This window comes from Neolewinella aurantiaca (assembly GCF_008014675.1).
In the GTDB taxonomy this organism is placed as follows: Bacteria; Bacteroidota; Bacteroidia; order Chitinophagales; family Saprospiraceae; genus Neolewinella; species Neolewinella aurantiaca.
Window position 1 is genome coordinate 1 of sequence record NZ_VOXD01000041.1, and the last position, 17,984, is coordinate 17,984.

General features: G+C 52.1%; 9 protein-coding genes and 1 pseudogene. 9 read left to right on the forward strand and 1 reads right to left on the reverse strand.

All coding sequences use genetic code 11. The features are described 5' to 3' along the window. Window positions 1–226: 226 nt before the first annotated feature. Together FUA23_RS22955 and FUA23_RS22960 are read left to right on the forward strand one after the other, a co-directional pair. A pseudogene (locus tag FUA23_RS22955) lies at window positions 227–415 on the forward strand (exonuclease domain-containing protein); the annotation flags it as partial. Window positions 416–535: 120 nt separating this feature from the next. After that, a complete protein-coding gene (locus FUA23_RS22960; protein WP_406603411.1) occupies window positions 536–1,192 on the forward strand; it encodes a BRCT domain-containing protein in 657 nt (218 codons plus the stop codon). A 413-nt stretch (window positions 1,193–1,605) separates the two neighbouring features. Here the strand turns inward: FUA23_RS22960 and FUA23_RS19645 are convergent, their stop codons facing one another. Then, window positions 1,606–2,223 carry a MarC family protein gene (locus FUA23_RS19645; protein ID WP_147932481.1) on the reverse strand — a complete coding sequence of 206 codons (618 nt, stop codon included), beginning with the start codon at window positions 2,221–2,223 and terminating at the stop codon, window positions 1,606–1,608. Between the two features lie 591 nt (window positions 2,224–2,814). Between FUA23_RS19645 and FUA23_RS19650 the strand changes: the two genes are divergently transcribed. The 7 genes from FUA23_RS19650 to FUA23_RS19680 all read left to right on the forward strand — a co-directional run bounded on the left by FUA23_RS19650 (window position 2,815) and on the right by FUA23_RS19680 (window position 17,912). After that, window positions 2,815–4,305: a DUF6503 family protein gene (locus FUA23_RS19650; protein WP_147932482.1), complete on the forward strand. Its 1,491-nt coding sequence runs from the start codon at window positions 2,815–2,817 to the stop codon at window positions 4,303–4,305. Between the two features lie 88 nt (window positions 4,306–4,393). Then, complete coding sequence (gene purD, locus FUA23_RS19655; RefSeq protein WP_147932483.1) at window positions 4,394–5,665, forward strand: phosphoribosylamine--glycine ligase; 1,272 nt, start codon at window positions 4,394–4,396, stop codon at window positions 5,663–5,665. Between the two features lie 569 nt (window positions 5,666–6,234). Beyond that, a complete protein-coding gene (locus tag FUA23_RS19660) occupies window positions 6,235–8,289 on the forward strand; it encodes a M13 family metallopeptidase (RefSeq protein WP_147932484.1) in 2,055 nt (684 codons plus the stop codon). A gap of 391 nt (window positions 8,290–8,680) precedes the next feature. Further along, entirely contained in the window at window positions 8,681–11,410 is a 2,730-nt protein-coding gene (locus FUA23_RS19665; RefSeq protein WP_187271142.1) for a helix-turn-helix and ligand-binding sensor domain-containing protein, read from the forward strand. 269 nt (window positions 11,411–11,679) lie between these two features. Further along, complete coding sequence (locus tag FUA23_RS19670) at window positions 11,680–14,739, forward strand: SusC/RagA family TonB-linked outer membrane protein (RefSeq protein ID WP_147932486.1); 3,060 nt, start codon at window positions 11,680–11,682, stop codon at window positions 14,737–14,739. A 79-nt stretch (window positions 14,740–14,818) separates the two neighbouring features. Further along, window positions 14,819–16,285 carry a RagB/SusD family nutrient uptake outer membrane protein gene (locus FUA23_RS19675; protein WP_147932487.1) on the forward strand — a complete coding sequence of 489 codons (1,467 nt, stop codon included), beginning with the start codon at window positions 14,819–14,821 and terminating at the stop codon, window positions 16,283–16,285. 49 nt (window positions 16,286–16,334) lie between these two features. Further along, complete coding sequence (locus tag FUA23_RS19680) at window positions 16,335–17,912, forward strand: PKD domain-containing protein (protein WP_147932488.1); 1,578 nt, start codon at window positions 16,335–16,337, stop codon at window positions 17,910–17,912. Window positions 17,913–17,984: the final 72 nt, after the last annotated feature.

Here is a 17,984-nt window from a genome sequence, read left to right on the forward strand (position 1 = left end):
TGAGTACCGGTACGCACCAGCCACAGAATGGCGTCAAGTACATCCCGGAGTTGATGTTTTGTCTTGCGGTTGATTGGTAGATAATCTTTAACTTCGTTCCACTGGCTGTCAGTCAACCGAGTCCACTGCTTGGTCATATTTGTAGTGTTTAGCGACTTACAAGATACGACTGGCAGCCTTTATATCTAAATTTTCATAATTTTAGACACGCTCTAAGACTTTTGATTTCAAGTTCTTATCTAAAGAGATGAAATTGTCCGGAGTTGATTATTTTGAAATAGATGGGTTATGTACACTACAATTGTCTAGGATTGCTTTTCCTGAGTTGCCATGTAGAAGATTGTCGTCCTTATGTGAATATTTCGACGTCGACGTAAATAATTACCATACTGCGGCGGATGACTCTCTTGCTACAGCCAAAGTCCTGAAAGTACTTTTAGATGAATTGGGAGAACTCAACGAGGTTCAGAGTCATAGTTGCAGTGTTTCTAATAATGGGGCTGATCGGATTGAGTTTAATCGAGATAAATCTAACTTGAAACAACAACATGAACTAAACAAGTTGTCTCGAATCATAAAAAATCGACCAGATTTTGAGACTCAATCCAGTTACAATGTCTCAGAGTACCTAAATCTCCTTGATAGGATTCTTGAGGATCGGATTGTGACTGATGAGGAGGCTCAACTTATAAAAGGCTATGCTGATGACTTCAACATTTCCTCGTTGACATTATCTAAAATTCATGAAGAATATTTCCGAAGGTTATGTTCTTTCTACTTGGAGGATGAGGTAATATCCGAAGCGGAATCAATAGATTTAAGCTTGGTCAGCAAGTTATTAGGCCTTGATGAGACAACCTGTGATCTAATTCTGAGGTTAGAATTAGGGCAGAACAAGAACGGGAATAGTAGATCAGACAAGAAAGCTAATCCTTATGAGGGTAAATCTGTATGTTTTACAGGTGCGTTGGTTGGTGTACTGAAAGGGGACAAAATTGACAGGGAAAAGGCTCATGAGTTGGCGCTTAGTAGAGGGTTAATTATTAAAAAAGGTGTTTCGTCAAAACTCGATATTCTTGTCGTAGCAGACCCAAATACTAGTTCTGGAAAAGCTAAAAAAGCTAGAAGTCTATCAATTCCAATTGTTGCGGAGATCGTGTTTTGGAACAGTATTGGTGTTGTAATAGATTGACAACATAGATGCCTTTATTTTTCTGAGTTTTCGGGGCTGTTTTATAATTTCGTCTATGTTCTACAAAAGAAGCATTAAACAGAATGGTAAGTTGGCTTACACCTCTTAGCCTTAAAAGTAAACGGCAGCAAGACAGCCCCGTAGCAAGCAGCCGCAAGATCAGCCGGCAGGCTGCCGAACCGGCCTTTCCCCGAAGAGGATGGCTGCTTCAACCTTCACCCTGCATCCTGCGGCCGCGCCTGATTGTTGTGATTTGCAACGGTTATGTGCCGTAAACGAAAGCACTGTTCGCTGGGGCGCAAACCAGATTGTCGCGATTGCTGCGCTGGGGAGGAGCAATCGCAACAAGCTGATTTGTGCCCGTTCGTTGGGGCTATCTACGGCAAAAATCGTTGCGGCTACTGGGCCCCGGATTATTCGAGGACCACGAAAAAGTCCTTCAGGCCGCTGAGGATGCTTTGCACCGCGTAGGCCGCTAAAATGAGCCCCATCACTTTACTGATTACCGTGATTCCGTACGTCCCGATCAGGCGCTGGACGTACTTCGCCATCAGCAATATCGACATGGTGACACCAACGACCAGCATGACCAAAAGGCTCGTGATGAGTTGTTGTTGCAGGCCGAAGGTGTGGTTGTCGGTCAGGAGAACTACGGCCATAATGGCTCCGGGAGAGGCGATTGAAGGAATGGCTACGGGGAAGATTGTAACGTGACGATAATCCTGAATCATCAGTTTTTCCGACTCCGGTTTTCCTTCGCCGAAGATCATCGTGAGGGCAAACAGAAAGAGAATAACTCCTCCGGAAATCTGGAATGCATCGAGGGTGACTTCCATTCCCTCGAGAATCACCTGGCCAACCACGATGAAAAACAGCAGGATGAAAAAAGCGATGACGGAGGCCCGGATGGCCACCTTTTTCTGGAGATTTTCGTCGAGCTGCTTGGTCGCTTCGAGGTAAACGGGGACCGAACCCAGGGGGTCAATAACCGCAAACAGAAAAAAGGTTTTAGTGATAATCTCAGCCCACATAGATTGCCTGAATAAATTCCAATAGGAAGTTTTGAAATAGAGTCCGCCTGAGATCAGGCGGGTGCCTTCTCCTTGCGGGAAGACAGATAACCTGTGGGTGCAGCGCGTGGTTGAGCTTTGGATGATATTGTTTCAACAGAGCTTGCGTGGTTTTAATCTGGTTTGCGCCCCCCGATTCTCAAAAAAAACGCAGCCTTGCACCTGCGTCGGCGCCCTGAAACCGACTAATTGCGCTGAGAACATGAAGCCTCCGCATTACTGTGTACGGTAGGGGAGACCAACTTCTGACGGGTTGGCATCCACTGTTGCTCAGGGGGGGCTGAGACCCGAAACCTGTTCTCCCCCGATAACGCTCTCCGGCACCTGCGACCGCGCCACCATACCACGCTGACGCGGGTATAAATCCACTTCTGGAGCTGATGTATTATGGAACCTTAACAGATTGCCACAAAATCGGGCCAAACAAATACACAGCAACGGGTTTTATGACTAAATTGACACACCATTCGTGAACTTTAGAGGGTAAGCGGTTGGTTTCATTTATGAAACGGTATTATTAGCCAGGCTAAAACCTTCCAGAGTAAACATAAAATGTACAGACTAATCATTCTACTGGCGTTTTTCCCGATGTTTTTAGGCGCACAATTTGTTGCGCCCAAAGCAAGTCCGCCAGCCACGACCACGATCGATGCAGGGTACACCCAATTGTCTGTTAAGTACAATCGTCCGAATGTACGTCAGCGGGAAATCTTTGGGAAGCTGCTGCCCTGGGGTGAAATATGGCGGGCCGGCGCAAACGAAAATACCGTGCTCTCACTCGATGGCGACGCAGAAATTGACGGTAAACCGGTACCCGCAGGGGATTACTCCCTTCTTATCATACCCGACCGGAATGGCAGCTGGACCTGGGTCCTCAACCGTGACGTCAACCACTGGGGAGCAAGAGGCTATAAAAAAGAAAGAGATCTGTTGCGGATAGACGCCGCTCCGCGCCGTTTGCCCGAACGGATCGAAACCCTCGAGTTTCGGTGGATGAACGTAAACGCTCAGGGGGCAGACCTGGTGATGGAATGGGAATGGTACCGCCTCAGGCTTCACATCAGCCTGCCCACCGAGCTGCAGGTGAGTGACCGGGCCGCCGTCGAACTCAATCCGGCAAAAGACCCCAAAGAGTACTATGAAATTGCGCGTTATTACCTCGACAATGGCAGCGCCCGTAAGGCCAAAGCATGGATTGACCGTTGGGCGGCAGCGGACGAAGAACAGTTCGGCCGCAGCCGCTACCACGCCATCATTGAGTATAAGAACGGCAACGAAGCCAAAGCGCTGCGGCTGATGAACCGCAGCTTAGCCCTGGCCGAAGAAGCGGGCAACGAGCACTACATCAGGATGAACAAGCAAAGCCTCAGAGAATGGACCCGCAAGCCTCACCAACTCTCGGCCGATTCCGTTCTGACCCGCAGCCTCCGCTTTCATGATCCCGAAGGAAACTGGGGAAAACAGAGCCATTTGATCCAACTGGCCGAAAGCCGGCCCAACGGAACGGTGAGGCACACCCGGCTGTCTCTGTTTCCGCTTACCGATGAGTTCGATATGCAACAGGTTCGTGGAAAAGACAAACTGCAAATGCGCTACCTGAAGGGAACCTTCGGCTACAGCGTAAACGGTGATACTGAAGCCGACTCGAGTACCATCAACCGGCTGGGCCTTACCCCAAAACGAATGCTGGCCATGCGCGACTATTATACTTACCTCTACGGTTTACCCATGAAGCTGCGCGACAAAGGCACGATCATTGATCCTGAAATTCACGAAGTCTGGTTTCATGGCAAAACATTGTTGGAAATGAAAGTGACCTACGCCCCCGAAACAGGTAAAGACTCGTGGTTCTTCTACTTCGATCCTCAGGATTACTCTCTGAGCGGTTACGCTTTCTACCACGACATTGACGGCCCCGGAACCGGAGAATATATTTTGCTGGAAGGCGAAGCCGAAATAGATAAAATGATTCTACCCGCTAAGCGACACTGGTACCTGACGTCTGAACGGCTCTATCTCGGAACCGACGAGATTCTGAATTAACCTGTCCGATTGGAAATACTGACGTACTAAAATGCTAACCATCTAACTGGTCCACCTTACCTTCGCCGCCAAACTACCTTTACCGATAATGAATGTCTTACTCCTGGGCGGCGGCGGCCGCGAACACGCCATGGCATGGCGCCTTTCCGAAAGTATGCTTTGCAAGCAACTGTTTGTGGCACCCGGCAACGCCGGAACCAGCGAATATGCTACTAACCTGGATCTCAACCCCAATGATTTTCCGGCAGTAAAGGACGCTGTACTCACCAACAACGTCAGTTTAGTAATCTGCGGACCGGAGGAGCCACTGGTGCGGGGAATAAAAGATTTCTTTAAAAAGGATGCTGATCTGGCGGATATCCGCTTTATCGGTCCCGATGCCGAAGCTGCACAACTGGAAGGCTCCAAGGCCTACGCTAAAGAATTTATGGCGGAATTCGACATCCCTACGGCTGGGTACCGACGCTTCAATGCTGCCAGCCTGGAGGAAGGGCTCGAGTACCTCCACAACAGCGCAACCCCGATTGTACTAAAGGCTGACGGACTCGCTGCCGGAAAAGGTGTTGTGATCCTGAATGACTGCGGAGAAGCAAAGGAAGAGCTGAAAGCGATGCTGGGCGGTAAGTTCGGCGAAGCCGGAAGTGAAGTGGTGGTAGAAGACTTCCTGGACGGAATCGAATTTTCGGTGTTCGTGATCACCGACGGGGAAAACTACCGCATCCTCCCCGTAGCTAAAGATTACAAACGGATCGGGGTAGGGGATACCGGCCCGAATACCGGTGGAATGGGCTCGGTGAGCCATCCTCCTTTCGTTGATGCTGATATGATGGCCAAGGTCGAGCAACGCATCGTTAAACCTACTTTAGAGGGCATCCAGAAACGAAACCTGGACTATAAAGGATTCATCTTCATCGGTCTTATCTCGGTAGACAATGAGCCCTACGTTATCGAATACAACTGCCGTATGGGAGACCCTGAGACGCAGTCAGTAATGGCTCGCCTCAGCTCAGACTTCCTCCAGCTCTGTCTGGAAACCGCAGACGGAGAATTAGGGCAGGCAGTTGTTGAATTCGATGAGCGTCAGGCTGCAACCATCGTACTCGTCAGTGGTGGTTACCCCGGGCCGTACGAAAAAGGTAAGGTAATCCTCGGCATAGAAGATGTGGAGGGCAGTATGGTATTCCACGCGGGGACAAAGCTCGATGAAAACGGCAGCCTGGTAACAAACGGCGGCCGGGTACTGGCCGTAACCAGCTACGGTGTAACCTTTGAAGACGCCCTCGCCCTCAGTTACGAAAACGCTAAGAAGATCAATTTTGCCGGTTGCAACTACCGGGGGGATATTGGTTTCGATCTTTAAGCGTAGTGAGTGTAAGCTGACGGTAAAACAGACCGACAGCTTTAGTACTAAAACGCAGCGCGTTTTCTTCTGGACAGCCCCTCTCCGCTGAGCCCGAAGCGAGGCGTGTCGGAGAGGGATTGGAGTGAGGTTATTACGGAGAGAACTGGCTCCGGATTACACCCCCTACTTTTGAGAGCGCTGGGAATAAGGATGCAAAATATCAGATAAGCGCTAAGGTTCAAGCCTGCCTTAATTCGCAGCAGAAGACGGTTTTTGATGCTCTCCGGCTCCGGCCGGTACATCTGTTATTGAAACTGACTGTAGAAGTATACCCCGGCAGTAACTACGCGATCCGAAGTCGCCCGTCCCGGCTATTCACCGGGAGGGGGAAGGCTGGCGGTTACGGGAGCAGTAGCTTGCACCCGTCGTTTAGTGGCGGGTTACGTCGTTAAAAGAAGCACATTCGTCGATTTTCTGAGCATCTGACGTCGTAGAAAAGCTTGGTTTATCTATTCGATGACTCCGGCGACCTGAGGCCGTTGTAGTTTCGCCCCCGAATTTTCTAATTATCAAACTCGGGATTTAGAATGAAAAGCCTTAACTACTTTATGCTGGCAGCCTTCGCGCTGGCCATCACCGCCTGCGGCGGTGAGACTTCTACCACCACCACCGACGATGGACCTCACGGAATCATCCTCGAAAACATGGATACTTCCGTAGATCCAAAAGACGACTTCTACAACTACGTCAATGGCAACTGGATGAAGACAACCGAGATCCCCGACGACCGTACCTCCTGGGGCGGTTTTGGTGTGCTCTCCAAGTCTACTTCCGATGACGTTCTTGCCATTCTTGCCAAAGCGAAAGCAAGCGGTAAATATGCTCCTGATACCGATCAGGCCAAGGCGCTGGCCATCTTCGATACCAAAATGGATATGGCGAAGCGCGATGAACTCGGTATTTCTCCACTCCAGTCTGCGCTCAACGAGATTGAAGGAATCGAAACCATCGCCGATCTGCAAACGGTACTTGCCACCAACCCCGCCGTTGGCTCCCCTTTTCTGAGGATCGGTTCCTTCCCCGACCTGAGCAACAGCTCCGTCAACGGGGCCTACTTTACAGAAAGTGGTCTCGGCCTGCCCGACCGTGATTTCTACCTCGACCAGGATTCGAAAGCGAAAGAAATCAGAAAGGAGTACGTTAACCACGTTACCCGGATGTTGCAGTTCCTCGGCGACGAAGAGCCCGTGGCAAATGAAGCCGCAAAGAAGATTCTTGACCTCGAAACCAAACTGGCCGAGCCCCGCCTGGATAAGGTCCAAAGCCGCGATGCCCGCAATTTCAATAACCGCCACACCCTCGAAGAAGTACAGGCAATGGTTCCTGCTATGGACCTCGAAAAATTCCTGAAGGAAAGCGGCCTGGAGAAAGATATCGACACGCTTATCGTGACCCAACCCAAATACGTTGAAGCGGTACAGGAGTTTCTGACCACGACCCCGATCGAAGACGTCAAAACGCTCGTTCGCTGGCATACCCTCGCGGACGCTGCCGGTATGTTGACCGAAGAGATTGAAGTCGCCAACTGGGAGTTTTTTGCCAAATATCTCAACGGTGCGAAAACGCGCCGTCCCGCCGATGAACGCGCCCTGAACACCGTGAACGGAACGGTTGGTGAAGCGCTCGGGCAACTTTACGTAGATGAAAAGTTCCCGCCTGCGGCAAAGGCCAAGGCCGAACAAATGATCGCCGATGTCATCAAAGCTTACCAGAACCGAATCCAGGCCCTCGACTGGATGACCCCCGAAACAAAAGCAAAAGCTATTGAAAAGCTCGACAAATTTACCGTCAAAATAGGCTACCCCGACAAGTGGGAAGACTTCTCGGCAATGGAGGTCGCTGCCGATAAGTCGTACTTCGACAACATGAAGGCGGCCGGTAAATGGAGTAAGGACAAAATGATGTCCGAAATCGGAGAACCGGTAGACAAATCCGAATGGGGAATGTCTCCTCAGACGGTGAATGCTTACTTCAACCCGCTCAACAATGAAATCGTATTCCCCGCCGCGATCCTGCAACCTCCGTTTTACGACTACCTGGCCGACGACGCCGTTAACTACGGAGGTATTGGTGCTGTTATCGGCCACGAAATCTCCCATGCCTTCGATGACTCCGGCGCCCGCTTCGACGGCGACGGAAACCTCGCCAACTGGTGGACCGATGCCGACCTGGAGGAATTTACGAAGCGCGGCGACGCGCTGGCAGCGCAGTACAGCGCCATCGAGGTACTCGACAGTGTATACATCAACGGGAAGTTTACCCTCGGCGAAAACATTGGTGATCTCGGTGGCGTCCTCGGCGCTTACGACGGGCTGCAGCTCAATTACGCACGCAACGGCCGTCCCGATAAAGTCGATGGTTTTACGCCGGAGCAACGTTTCTTTATGAGTTGGGCTACCGTATGGCGTACCCTCACCCGCGATGAAGCCCTGCGCAATCAGGTGAAAACCGATCCCCACTCTCCCGGGCGCAACCGTGCTACCCAGCCGCTCGTAAACATCGACGCGTTCTACGAAGCTTTCGATATCAAAGAGGGCGATGGAATGTGGCTCGCCCCCGAAGACCGCGTGCGGATCTGGTAAGCTACCTGCCTCCTCTCCTGAGGCAGCGGCTGTATGGCTTACTGCTGATGTTCCGGTGGGCGCGGCCGCAGGTGCAATGGAGGTTTTCAAAATAGCATGGTATACCCATCAACTGAATACCGGTGCCCTGGCACGCGGGATGATCCCTCTTCCGTACCAACGGAGGAGGGATTTTTTTCAGGTCACCTGGAACGCTCGAAGAGGCCTGGCCGGTCAACCCTCACTGCATCCTGCGGCCGCGCCCGAAAACTTGAACCCGTCCCGAAAATTAGAGATAAGAGCCAATTGCTATGGATATTTCCTACCTTTCGCGACGGAAAAAGAATCGATGGGTCGTAATTCAATTTTGTTTTATCTGCTTTTGTGGTGTTGCTGTTTATCAGCCCAGGAGTTGCCGCCAATCGCATCCTTTACACCGGAAACATACGGCGGCGGGAGCCAGAATTGGGCCGTCAGCCAGGATGAGCAAAAGCTTGTTTACGTCGCCAATAACCAGGGGTTGCTGGAGTTTAACGGCCATCAATGGTCTTTGTACCCCTCTCCGAACGAGACAATTTTCAGATCGGTAAAGGCGCATGGCGAACGCATCTATACGGGTTTTTACATGGATTTCGGTTACTGGGAACGAACGCCCGACGGCAAGCTGGATTACCACACACTTTGCGCCGATCTCCGGGATCGTATTCTACCCGATGAACATTTTTGGAATATTTTCTTCCACGAAGGCTACCTGGTCTTTCAATCACTCGATCAGTTGTTCTTTCATGAGCCGGGCAACGAAGAGATCAGGATTGTATCTCCGGAAGAAGGCGTGGCAAAGGTCTTCCCCGTCGACGGTGAATTGTACTTCACCGATCAGAAACAGCGGTTGTTCCGGCTGGAGTCCGGCGAAATATCGCCGGTTTTATCACAGGATGAAACCCCCGGATACATCGTCCACCTGTGGAAAGACCGCGACGAGCTAATTCTGCAAACAGCCGCTGAAGGCTGTTTCTCCCTTAGTAACGGAGTACTGAAGGCATCGGAGCGCAATACGTTTCTTAGCGGAAACCGCATTTACAGCGCGACTGACCTTCGTCGCGGAGGCCGGGCCTTCGGGACGGTCTCCAACGGCGTCTACATCGTTGCCCCCGATGGTGATTTGCTGTACCACCTTGACCAAATCGACGGTCTGGCCAATAACACCATTCTTTCGCTGTTTGAGGATGCTCAAAACAACCTGTGGGTAGCCACCGATAACGGACTCAGCTGCATCAACCTTTCTTCGCCTTTACGGAAATTTACCGATGATTCAGGGCAGCTCGGAACGGTTCATGCTTCTGCTGTTTTTGGCGATGATTTGTATCTGGCCAGCAACCAGGGGCTTTTCATCAAATCTCGTTACGGTCAGGATTTGCCAGAAATTATCCCCGGAACGAGAGGTCAGGTATGGTCTCTTTTTGAATACAACCAACAGCTGTTTTGCGCGCACGACCAGGGCGTCTTCCTGGTCAACGGTTCGGATGCAATACCGATATTTTCAGGAGGAGGTGGGACCTGGCGGATTGAAACTATTCCCGGTCATCCGGACCTCTTGCTGCTGGGGAATTACTTCGGCCTTGCCGTATTAGAGCTAAAAGATGGGAACTGGTCGTTCCGGAACAAGATTGAGGGGTTCGATTATTCGGCCCGTTTCCTCGCCAGCACCGAAGCCGGGGAAGTCTACATCAGCCACGAATACCGTGGCATCTACGGGCTGAAAGTCAGTGAAGATTACCGGACCGTAACCGAAGTTAAACTGTTCGATACCCCACAAAAGGGTAAGAATGCCGGTCTTACCCGGTTTCAGGACAGCATTTTGTATTTCTCACGCGACGGCATCTTCAGCCTGGTGGGCTACGAGGAAGGTTTTCGAAAATCCGAGGCCCTGAGTGGAGCAATCGGCAGCACGGAGTACAGCTCGGGGAAAATGACCGTGCTGGGAGACCGGCTTTGGTTTTTCACCAACGAGAGCATCAGCTTCTTTCATCCCGGCGTAGTCAGCGATGAGTTACAAAGGCAAACGATTCCTTTGCCTGCCCGGCTGGTCAACGCAAAATCCGGTTACGAAAACATTTCCGAGAGTGGCAGGGATACGTTGCTGATTGGTACAGCCGATGGTTATTTGCTGCTGGCACTCTCGGCGGTGCCTCTGCATCAACACGAGATTCGCCTGGCATCTGCCACCGCCTACCCGGCTGCCGGCGATCCGATCGCAATGTCTCTGGCGGAGAACGGTGAAGTCCGCTACGAAGACCACAGCCTGAAGTTTGAACTCGCAGTGCCTTCCTACGAAAAGTATTTCGTTCCCCGTTTTCAGTACCGGCTGCTTGGCCTGAGTAATGAATGGAGTGAATGGTCACCAGAGTCGACGCTGAGTTTTCCCGGCCTTCAGTACGGGAAATACACCCTGGAGGCCCGCTCTTTGCTCGGTCGCCGTAGCTCTGAGAACACCGTGTCTTACACTTTCAGGATACTGCGGCCCTGGTATGCCTCGGCCTGGGCCTTCGTGGTGTACTTTCTGGCAGTAGGAGCACTGATTTATCTGTTGCACAAAGCCTATACCCGCTATTACCGCAACAAACAGCGCGCGCTCCAACTGGAGAACGATCGCAGGCTCGCCGCCAGAGAACGGGAAACGGAACTGGAGATGATCCGGATCAACAACCAGAGGTTGCAGGAAGACATCAATAGCAAAAACCGGGAAGTAGCGAATTCTACCATGAGTCTTGTCCGGAAGAATGAACTGCTGCAACAGATTAAAGAAAACCTGCTGTCGAACCAAAATCCGGAGAAGAGCATCGCCCAGGTAATTCAAACAATAGACAAGAACCTGGATGAAGGTGAAACCTGGAGCTTATTCAAAGAAGCTTTCGAAAACGCAGATCAGGACTTTTTCAAGAAAGTAAAAGAGCTCCATCCTGAACTCTCCCCTAATGACTTGAAGCTTTGTGCTTACCTCAGACTTAACCTCTCCTCTAAGGAAATTGCGCCGATGCTCAACATCTCCCCGCGTAGTGTGGAAGTAAAGCGTTACCGCCTGCGGAAAAAGATCAACCTTGAGCCCAAAGCAGGACTGGTGGAGTATATCATGAGCCTGTAGTACCGGTTTCAGGCTACAACATTACCCATACAAAGCTATTTTTTTACTGCTTTTGTTTAGCTGCTCTGTAATAGGCTTTGTGGCTTTAATATTAGCATAACCCCTTGTAAACACTAGGTTTTTACCGGTTGTGTGGTTTTTGTAGTGGTGGAAAATGCGGGATTTCGGACCAATACTGAATAATTTTACACTGCAATCAGGAGGGTTTGTAATCCGGTTGCCAGCTGAGTCCTGTAACAGGCCGGTTGAGGTTTAGAATTTAAAGTCACATGCGCCAGTATATTATAATAATTGCCCTCATCCTGGGATGGGGAGGACTCGCCGCCCAGTCCATCACCGTAACGGGTACCATCACTGATGCCACTACGGGGGAAGCACTGATTGGAGCCAGCGTAATTGTTGTTCAACCAAGCTCCGACGGGCCGGTATTGGGGACGATAACGGATTTCGACGGGAATTACACCATTGATGCTGTACCGGTAGGGAGTCAGCTAAGAACCTCATACACCGGCTACAAAACAGTAGAGAGAGAAGTTCCCGCTTCGGGTAGGGTGGACATTGCGCTCGGAAGCGACGTTCAGGCCCTCGAAGAAGTTGTGGTGATTGGCTACGGTACGCAGCAAAAGCGAAACGTTACGGGGTCGGTTGTAACCATCGATAATGAGACCATCGACGACCTCAAGCCGGTCAAAATAGAGCAAGCCCTGCAGGGAACTGTGGCGGGGGTAAACGTAACGACCCAATCCGGCGCGCCTGGCGCCGGGCTCAACATCCGCATCCGGGGGGTGTCCACCAACGGACAGAACGCTCCGCTGGTGATCATCGATGGTTACCAGGGAGACCTCAGCACTGTCAACCCGACGGACATCGCCAGCATCACTGTTCTTAAGGATGCCCAGGCCGCCGTTTACGGAACAGTGGGGGCCAACGGGGTTATCCTGATTACTACTAAGACGGGAGAAAAAAACCGCCCTACTCAGTTGAGCTATAATACTTACTATGGTATTCAGGAAACATCCCGTGAGTTGAACCTTCTGAACGCAACGGAGTACGGTCTGCTGCTCAACGAAAGTTACGCCGGCGGCGGACAGTCGCTGCCGTTTCCCGATGCCAGCAGCCTGGGAGTTGGCACCGACTGGCAAGACGAGGTGTTCCAAAGTGCCCCGATGCTGAGTCACGATGTAACGGTTTCCGGAGGCAGTGACAAGACTACTTACTCCATCAGCGGATCTCACCTCTCTCAGGAGGGAATCATTGGTGGAGAGAAGTCGAACTTTGAACGAAACACAGCTCGTCTGTCCTTAGGCGTTGACCTGGCCGAAGACCTCAAGCTCACTACCAATGTCATTTATACCAACATCGACCGCGATGCCCTGAGCGAAAATGGCCTCGGAGCGGTTTTATTCAATGCCCTCAATGCGCCGCCAACCCTGCCGCTACTCGATGAAAACGGAGACTTCAGTCTGGTTCCCAATACGCCAGGACTGGGTATCGAGGTAATCAACCCCGCAGCGCAGATTGCTAATACGTTCAACGATTACGATCTCAATAAACTGAACGGCCAGGTAAGCCTGGACTGGACGGCCCTGCCGGGCCTTACCCTCACCGGTCGGGTGGGTTTCAATACATCCAACAGCGAGAGTCGTTCCTTCGCAAAAGAAGTGAGCTACGGAGGCAAAGTATTCGACGTCAACCGCTCGAGTGTTTCTCAGAACGGGATCAACGATAATAACTACTCTGTAGACTTGTACGGTACTTACCAGCGCAGTTTTGCCGACCAGCACAACCTTACGGCTACCGCCGGAACGACTTTGTTCCGGGAAGTCGGAAACGGGCTCTTCGCCACCGGATTCGATGTGCCCAACAACGACTGGGAATTTGCTGACATCTCTCTGGCTACGGGTACCAGCCCGGAGGGCGTCCGGGACGTAGGCTCCTACTCCTACGACGAACGGCGCCTGTCTTACTTCGGCAGAGTGCAGTACGACTTCAAAGAGCGGTACTTCCTGACCGCGATGCTTCGCCGCGATGCGTCCACCAAGTTCGGTCCTGAAAACCGGGCTGCCTTATTCCCATCTTTTACGGCAGGATGGATTGCCTCCGATGAAAGCTTCTTCGCTGAAAACGGCCCGATCGATCTGCTCAAGTTTCGGGTCAGCTATGGAATCCTTGGCAACGACCAGATCCTGAACAATGGCTATATCGGTTCGCTGGACGGGGAAGCCACCTACGTTTTCGATGGTTCGTTGGTGAACGGAACGGCCATCGGTGCTCTTCCCAACCCGTCTCTGCAGTGGGAGGAAGCCAAGAAGTTTAACGTTGGCTTCGACCTTGGCCTCCTCAACTACAAACTCAACGTCACGGCAGATTACTTCATCAATACGCGGGACAACCTCCTGATCTCAAACATCCCAGTATCCGGAATCGTAGGGACCTCTGCTCCCGGCAGCGCGGCCCCAACGGTAAACGCAGGAGCTGTTCGTAATAAAGGGCTTGAACTCGCCATCAGCTACCAACAACGTTTCAACAAAGACCTCAAGCTAAACCTGAGCTATAACATTACCACGCTCGACAATGAAGTGCTTGAAGTGAACAACGGAACAGGCTTCATCGAAGGTGGCGCCTTCGGGGTAGGCCAGTTGGCACCGTCCCGCATGGAAGTCGGGCAGCCAATCGGCTACTTCTACGGCTACCAAACCGATGGCATTTTCCAAAACGCCGCTGAAGTGGAAGCTCACCCGTCGCAAATCGCTCTTGGCGCAGATGCACAGCCGGGCGATATCCGCTTCGTGGACGTAAACGGAGACGGCGTCATCGACCCGAACGACCGGACTAACCTTGGTGATCCGATCGCAGACATGACAATGGGTTTCAACTTCCAGCTGGAATACAAACGTTTTGACCTGCTGACTTACGCCTTCGCATCTCTCGGGGGAGACATCGTCCGCAATTACGAGCGGGCCCTCTCGGATGTGAACCGCCTCGATTACTACCTGAATCGCTGGACCGGAGAAGGAACCAGCAACGAAGTACCCCGGGTAACCACCGCGGCCACTTCAAACGGTGTTTTCTCTGACTTCTACGTCGAAGACGCCTCTTTCCTGCGTCTCCAGAGTGTACAATTGGGCTATACGCTGCCGCTGAACGTAGGAACCGCCCGCAGTTCATCGCTTCGGCTCTACGTGAGCGGAAACAACCTGCTCACCCTGACCGATTACAAAGGCTTCGACCCGGGAGCTTCGAGCGGAGCACCAATTGGCAGTGGCATTGATTACGGGTTTTACCCCATCGCCCGCACTTTCATTTTCGGTGCGAACCTGAGCCTGTAGGGGCCTGCACCTGAAGGCGCTTCCTGCGAAACGGTCTCCGAATTTTATCGCATTTCTTTTTACTGGAATTATCTCGATCATGAGCCAAAAGAATATATTTTTTACCCTTGTATTGTTCCTGATAGGAGCATCTGCCTGCGAAGACGATTTCATCGGCCGTAGTCCGCTCTATTCTATCGATTCCGAGAACTACTTCAACTCCGAAGCAGATTACCAGAACGCACTCATCGGGGCGTACGATTTGTTGCAGCCAACCTACCTCAACGTAATGGTGGGGGAAATTGCTTCCGACAATACGCTTGCCGGAGGAGAAAGTGCTACCGATGTAATCGGCATCCAGCAAGTGGACGATATGATTCATACGCCCGTAAATGCTCAGGTTCGTGACATTTGGAACTGGATGTTTGCCGGCGTCAACCGGGCGAGCTACCTGCTGGAATTCAAAGACAAAACCGAATTCGAAGGACGGGAACAGATCATCGCCGAGGCCCGCTTCCTGCGGGCTTACTACAATTTTGAGCTGGTGAAGTGGTTTGGGCCCATCCCGATCAAGGGCGATGAGCGCTTTGTGCTGGGCGACGAAACGAGTTTGCCACGGGCGTCCAAGTCAGAAGTCTATGCTTCTATCGTGGAAGACCTCACCCTGGCGATTCCGGACCTGGCGGTTACTGCGCCGCAAACCGGACGAGTCAGCCGGGGAGCTGCCCAGGCTTTGCTGGGCAAAGCCTACCTGTACCAGGAAGATTTTGCGGCCGCAGCCACGGTTCTTACCGAAGTGATTGAGTCTGGAAACTTCAGCCTTAACGATGACTTCGCCGAGATTTTCGAAAATACCGGAGAAAACGGCCCCGGAGCCGTTTTTGAGGTGCAGTACACCGATGCCGAAGGCGCCGGGTTTGGTTGTCTGCAGTGCAGCGAAGGCAACGTTGCCGTTGGCTTCAATGGCATCCGTAACCATACCGGACCTACTTACGACAGTGGCTTCAGCTTCAATGTGCCGACCGAAGAGGCGTTCAACGCTTTTGAACCCGGCGATCAGCGCCGCGATGTAGCCATTCTGGACATCGATGCGTGGGCCGAAGAAACCGGTGCCGGTTTCGGAATCGGTAATGAACACACGGGGTACTACAACCGCAAGTACATCGCCCGTAAGGGAGACTCCAACATCGGCGATCAAAACCTGACCAACCCGAACAATTACCGGGCCATTCGCTACGCAGATGTACTGCTCATGGCCGCCGAAGCGCTCAACGCAACTGGCAACGACGAGCAGGCAAGAAATTACCTCAACCAGGTACGCCGCCGGGCATTCGGCGACGAGAACCATGACATCAACGCCGGAGGAACGGCCCTCGCCGAATTCATCCAACAGGAGCGCCGCCTTGAGCTGATGGGCGAAGGTCATCGCTTTTTCGACCTCGTTCGCAAGGGCGCGGCCGCAGGTGCAATTGACGGTTTCACAACAGGCAAGAATGAGGTTTTTCCTGTTCCCTTCGAAGAGATTCAGTTTGCAGGCGGCAATTGGGATCAAAACCCAGGCTACTAAGCTTTTGCCCGTTCCCCCCTTTTATTAACTATCGAAAACTTTTTCGGTCATGCCCGTAAAATATTTATTCTTCCTGCTCTTCCTCGTTGGTTTTACAGCCTGTGACGATGAGCAGATTCTCCCTGCGCTCGAGGACGCTGCAGGCCCTGTCGACCTGTCGCTGGATATCGTGGTGAACTCCGAAAACCCGGGCGAAGCCACCATTACCCCCGGAGGAGAAGGCGTAACGCTGTTTAGCATCGACTTCGGCGATGGCAGCCCGGTTGAAGAAATGACGATCGGAACATCCGTTAACCACAGTTACGCCGTCGGTACTTACACCCTGAGCCTCACGGCTACCGGGATCAATGGTCAGACAGCAACGCTCTCCGAGACACTGATCATAGACGCCACACCACCCCGCAACCTGGTGGTAAGCATCAACGGAACACCAGGGAATACCCTTTCTGTCGATGTAGAAGCAATGGCGGATTTCGCGGATGGCTTCAATGCTTACTTCGGCGATGTAGCCGACGAAACGCCAACGCTCTTTCAGCAAGGCGAAACCATCAGCCATGCGTATGCTGCTGCGGGAGAATATGACATCCGCATTGTGGCACTCAGCGAAGGGGTGGAAACCTCTCTGGAAGAAACGCAGACGGTAACGGTCAACAGCGGAGACAACGCACTGGTGCTGCCCCTCAACTTTGAGAATACCGAACTCGACTTCGCATGGGGTGGATTCGGTGGAGCGGGAGCCGGCGTAGTCGCAAACCCAGATGTTACCGAGGCCAACAGCAGCGCACGCGTCGTTGAGCTCAGCAAATCAAACGGCTCGGAAGTATGGGCGGGCGCATTCCTCGCCCTTGAAGGCCCGGTAGACTTTTCCTCAGGGAGTAAGATTTACGTCAATGTCTGGTCGCCACGTTCTGGTATTCCTATCATCCTTAAACTCGAAGACGGGGAAAACGCTGACATCAACGTTGAGGTTACCGCCAATACTACCGAAGCTAACGCGTGGCACCTTGTCGAATTCGACTTCAGTGGTGCGGGAGACCTCACAGAGACTTACGAAACAATTGTGATCTTCTTCGATTTCGGAACCAACGGAATGGGGGAGAACTTTTACTTCGATGACATCAGCCTTGATGGTGCAGCCGGAGGCGGTGGCGGAGGTGGCGACGAAATTGCCCTTCCCCTCGACTTCCAGAACGGCAACGTGAACTATGTTTTCGAAGGTTTCGGCGGAGCCGGCGCAGAGGTTGTCGATAATCCTGATGTAAGTGGAATCAACACCAGCGATAAGGTCGCCAGCCTGACCAAGAACGACGGCTCGGAAGTCTGGGCCGGTGTATTCATCGACCTCGATGGACCCATCGATTTCAGCGGAGGGCAAAGCATGAAACTCAAAGTCTGGTCTCCCGTTGCCGGTGCAACCATCCTCTTCAAAATGGAGAACCCCGATAACCCGGACGACAACCTGGAAATACCTGCAACAACTACAGGTGCTGATCAGTGGGAAGAACTAACGTTCGACTTTTCAGGTATCGAGTCTTTCTCCAACATCAGACGAGTTGTTCTCTTTGGCAACTTCGGATCAGCGGGGATGGGGGAGACTTACTACTTCGATGATATCCGCAAGGAATAGATCCTGCGCTGTTCCTGCGCTTAAAAACTTATTACTGCACCTGCGGCCGCGCCCTCAATTGTTACGACGGAT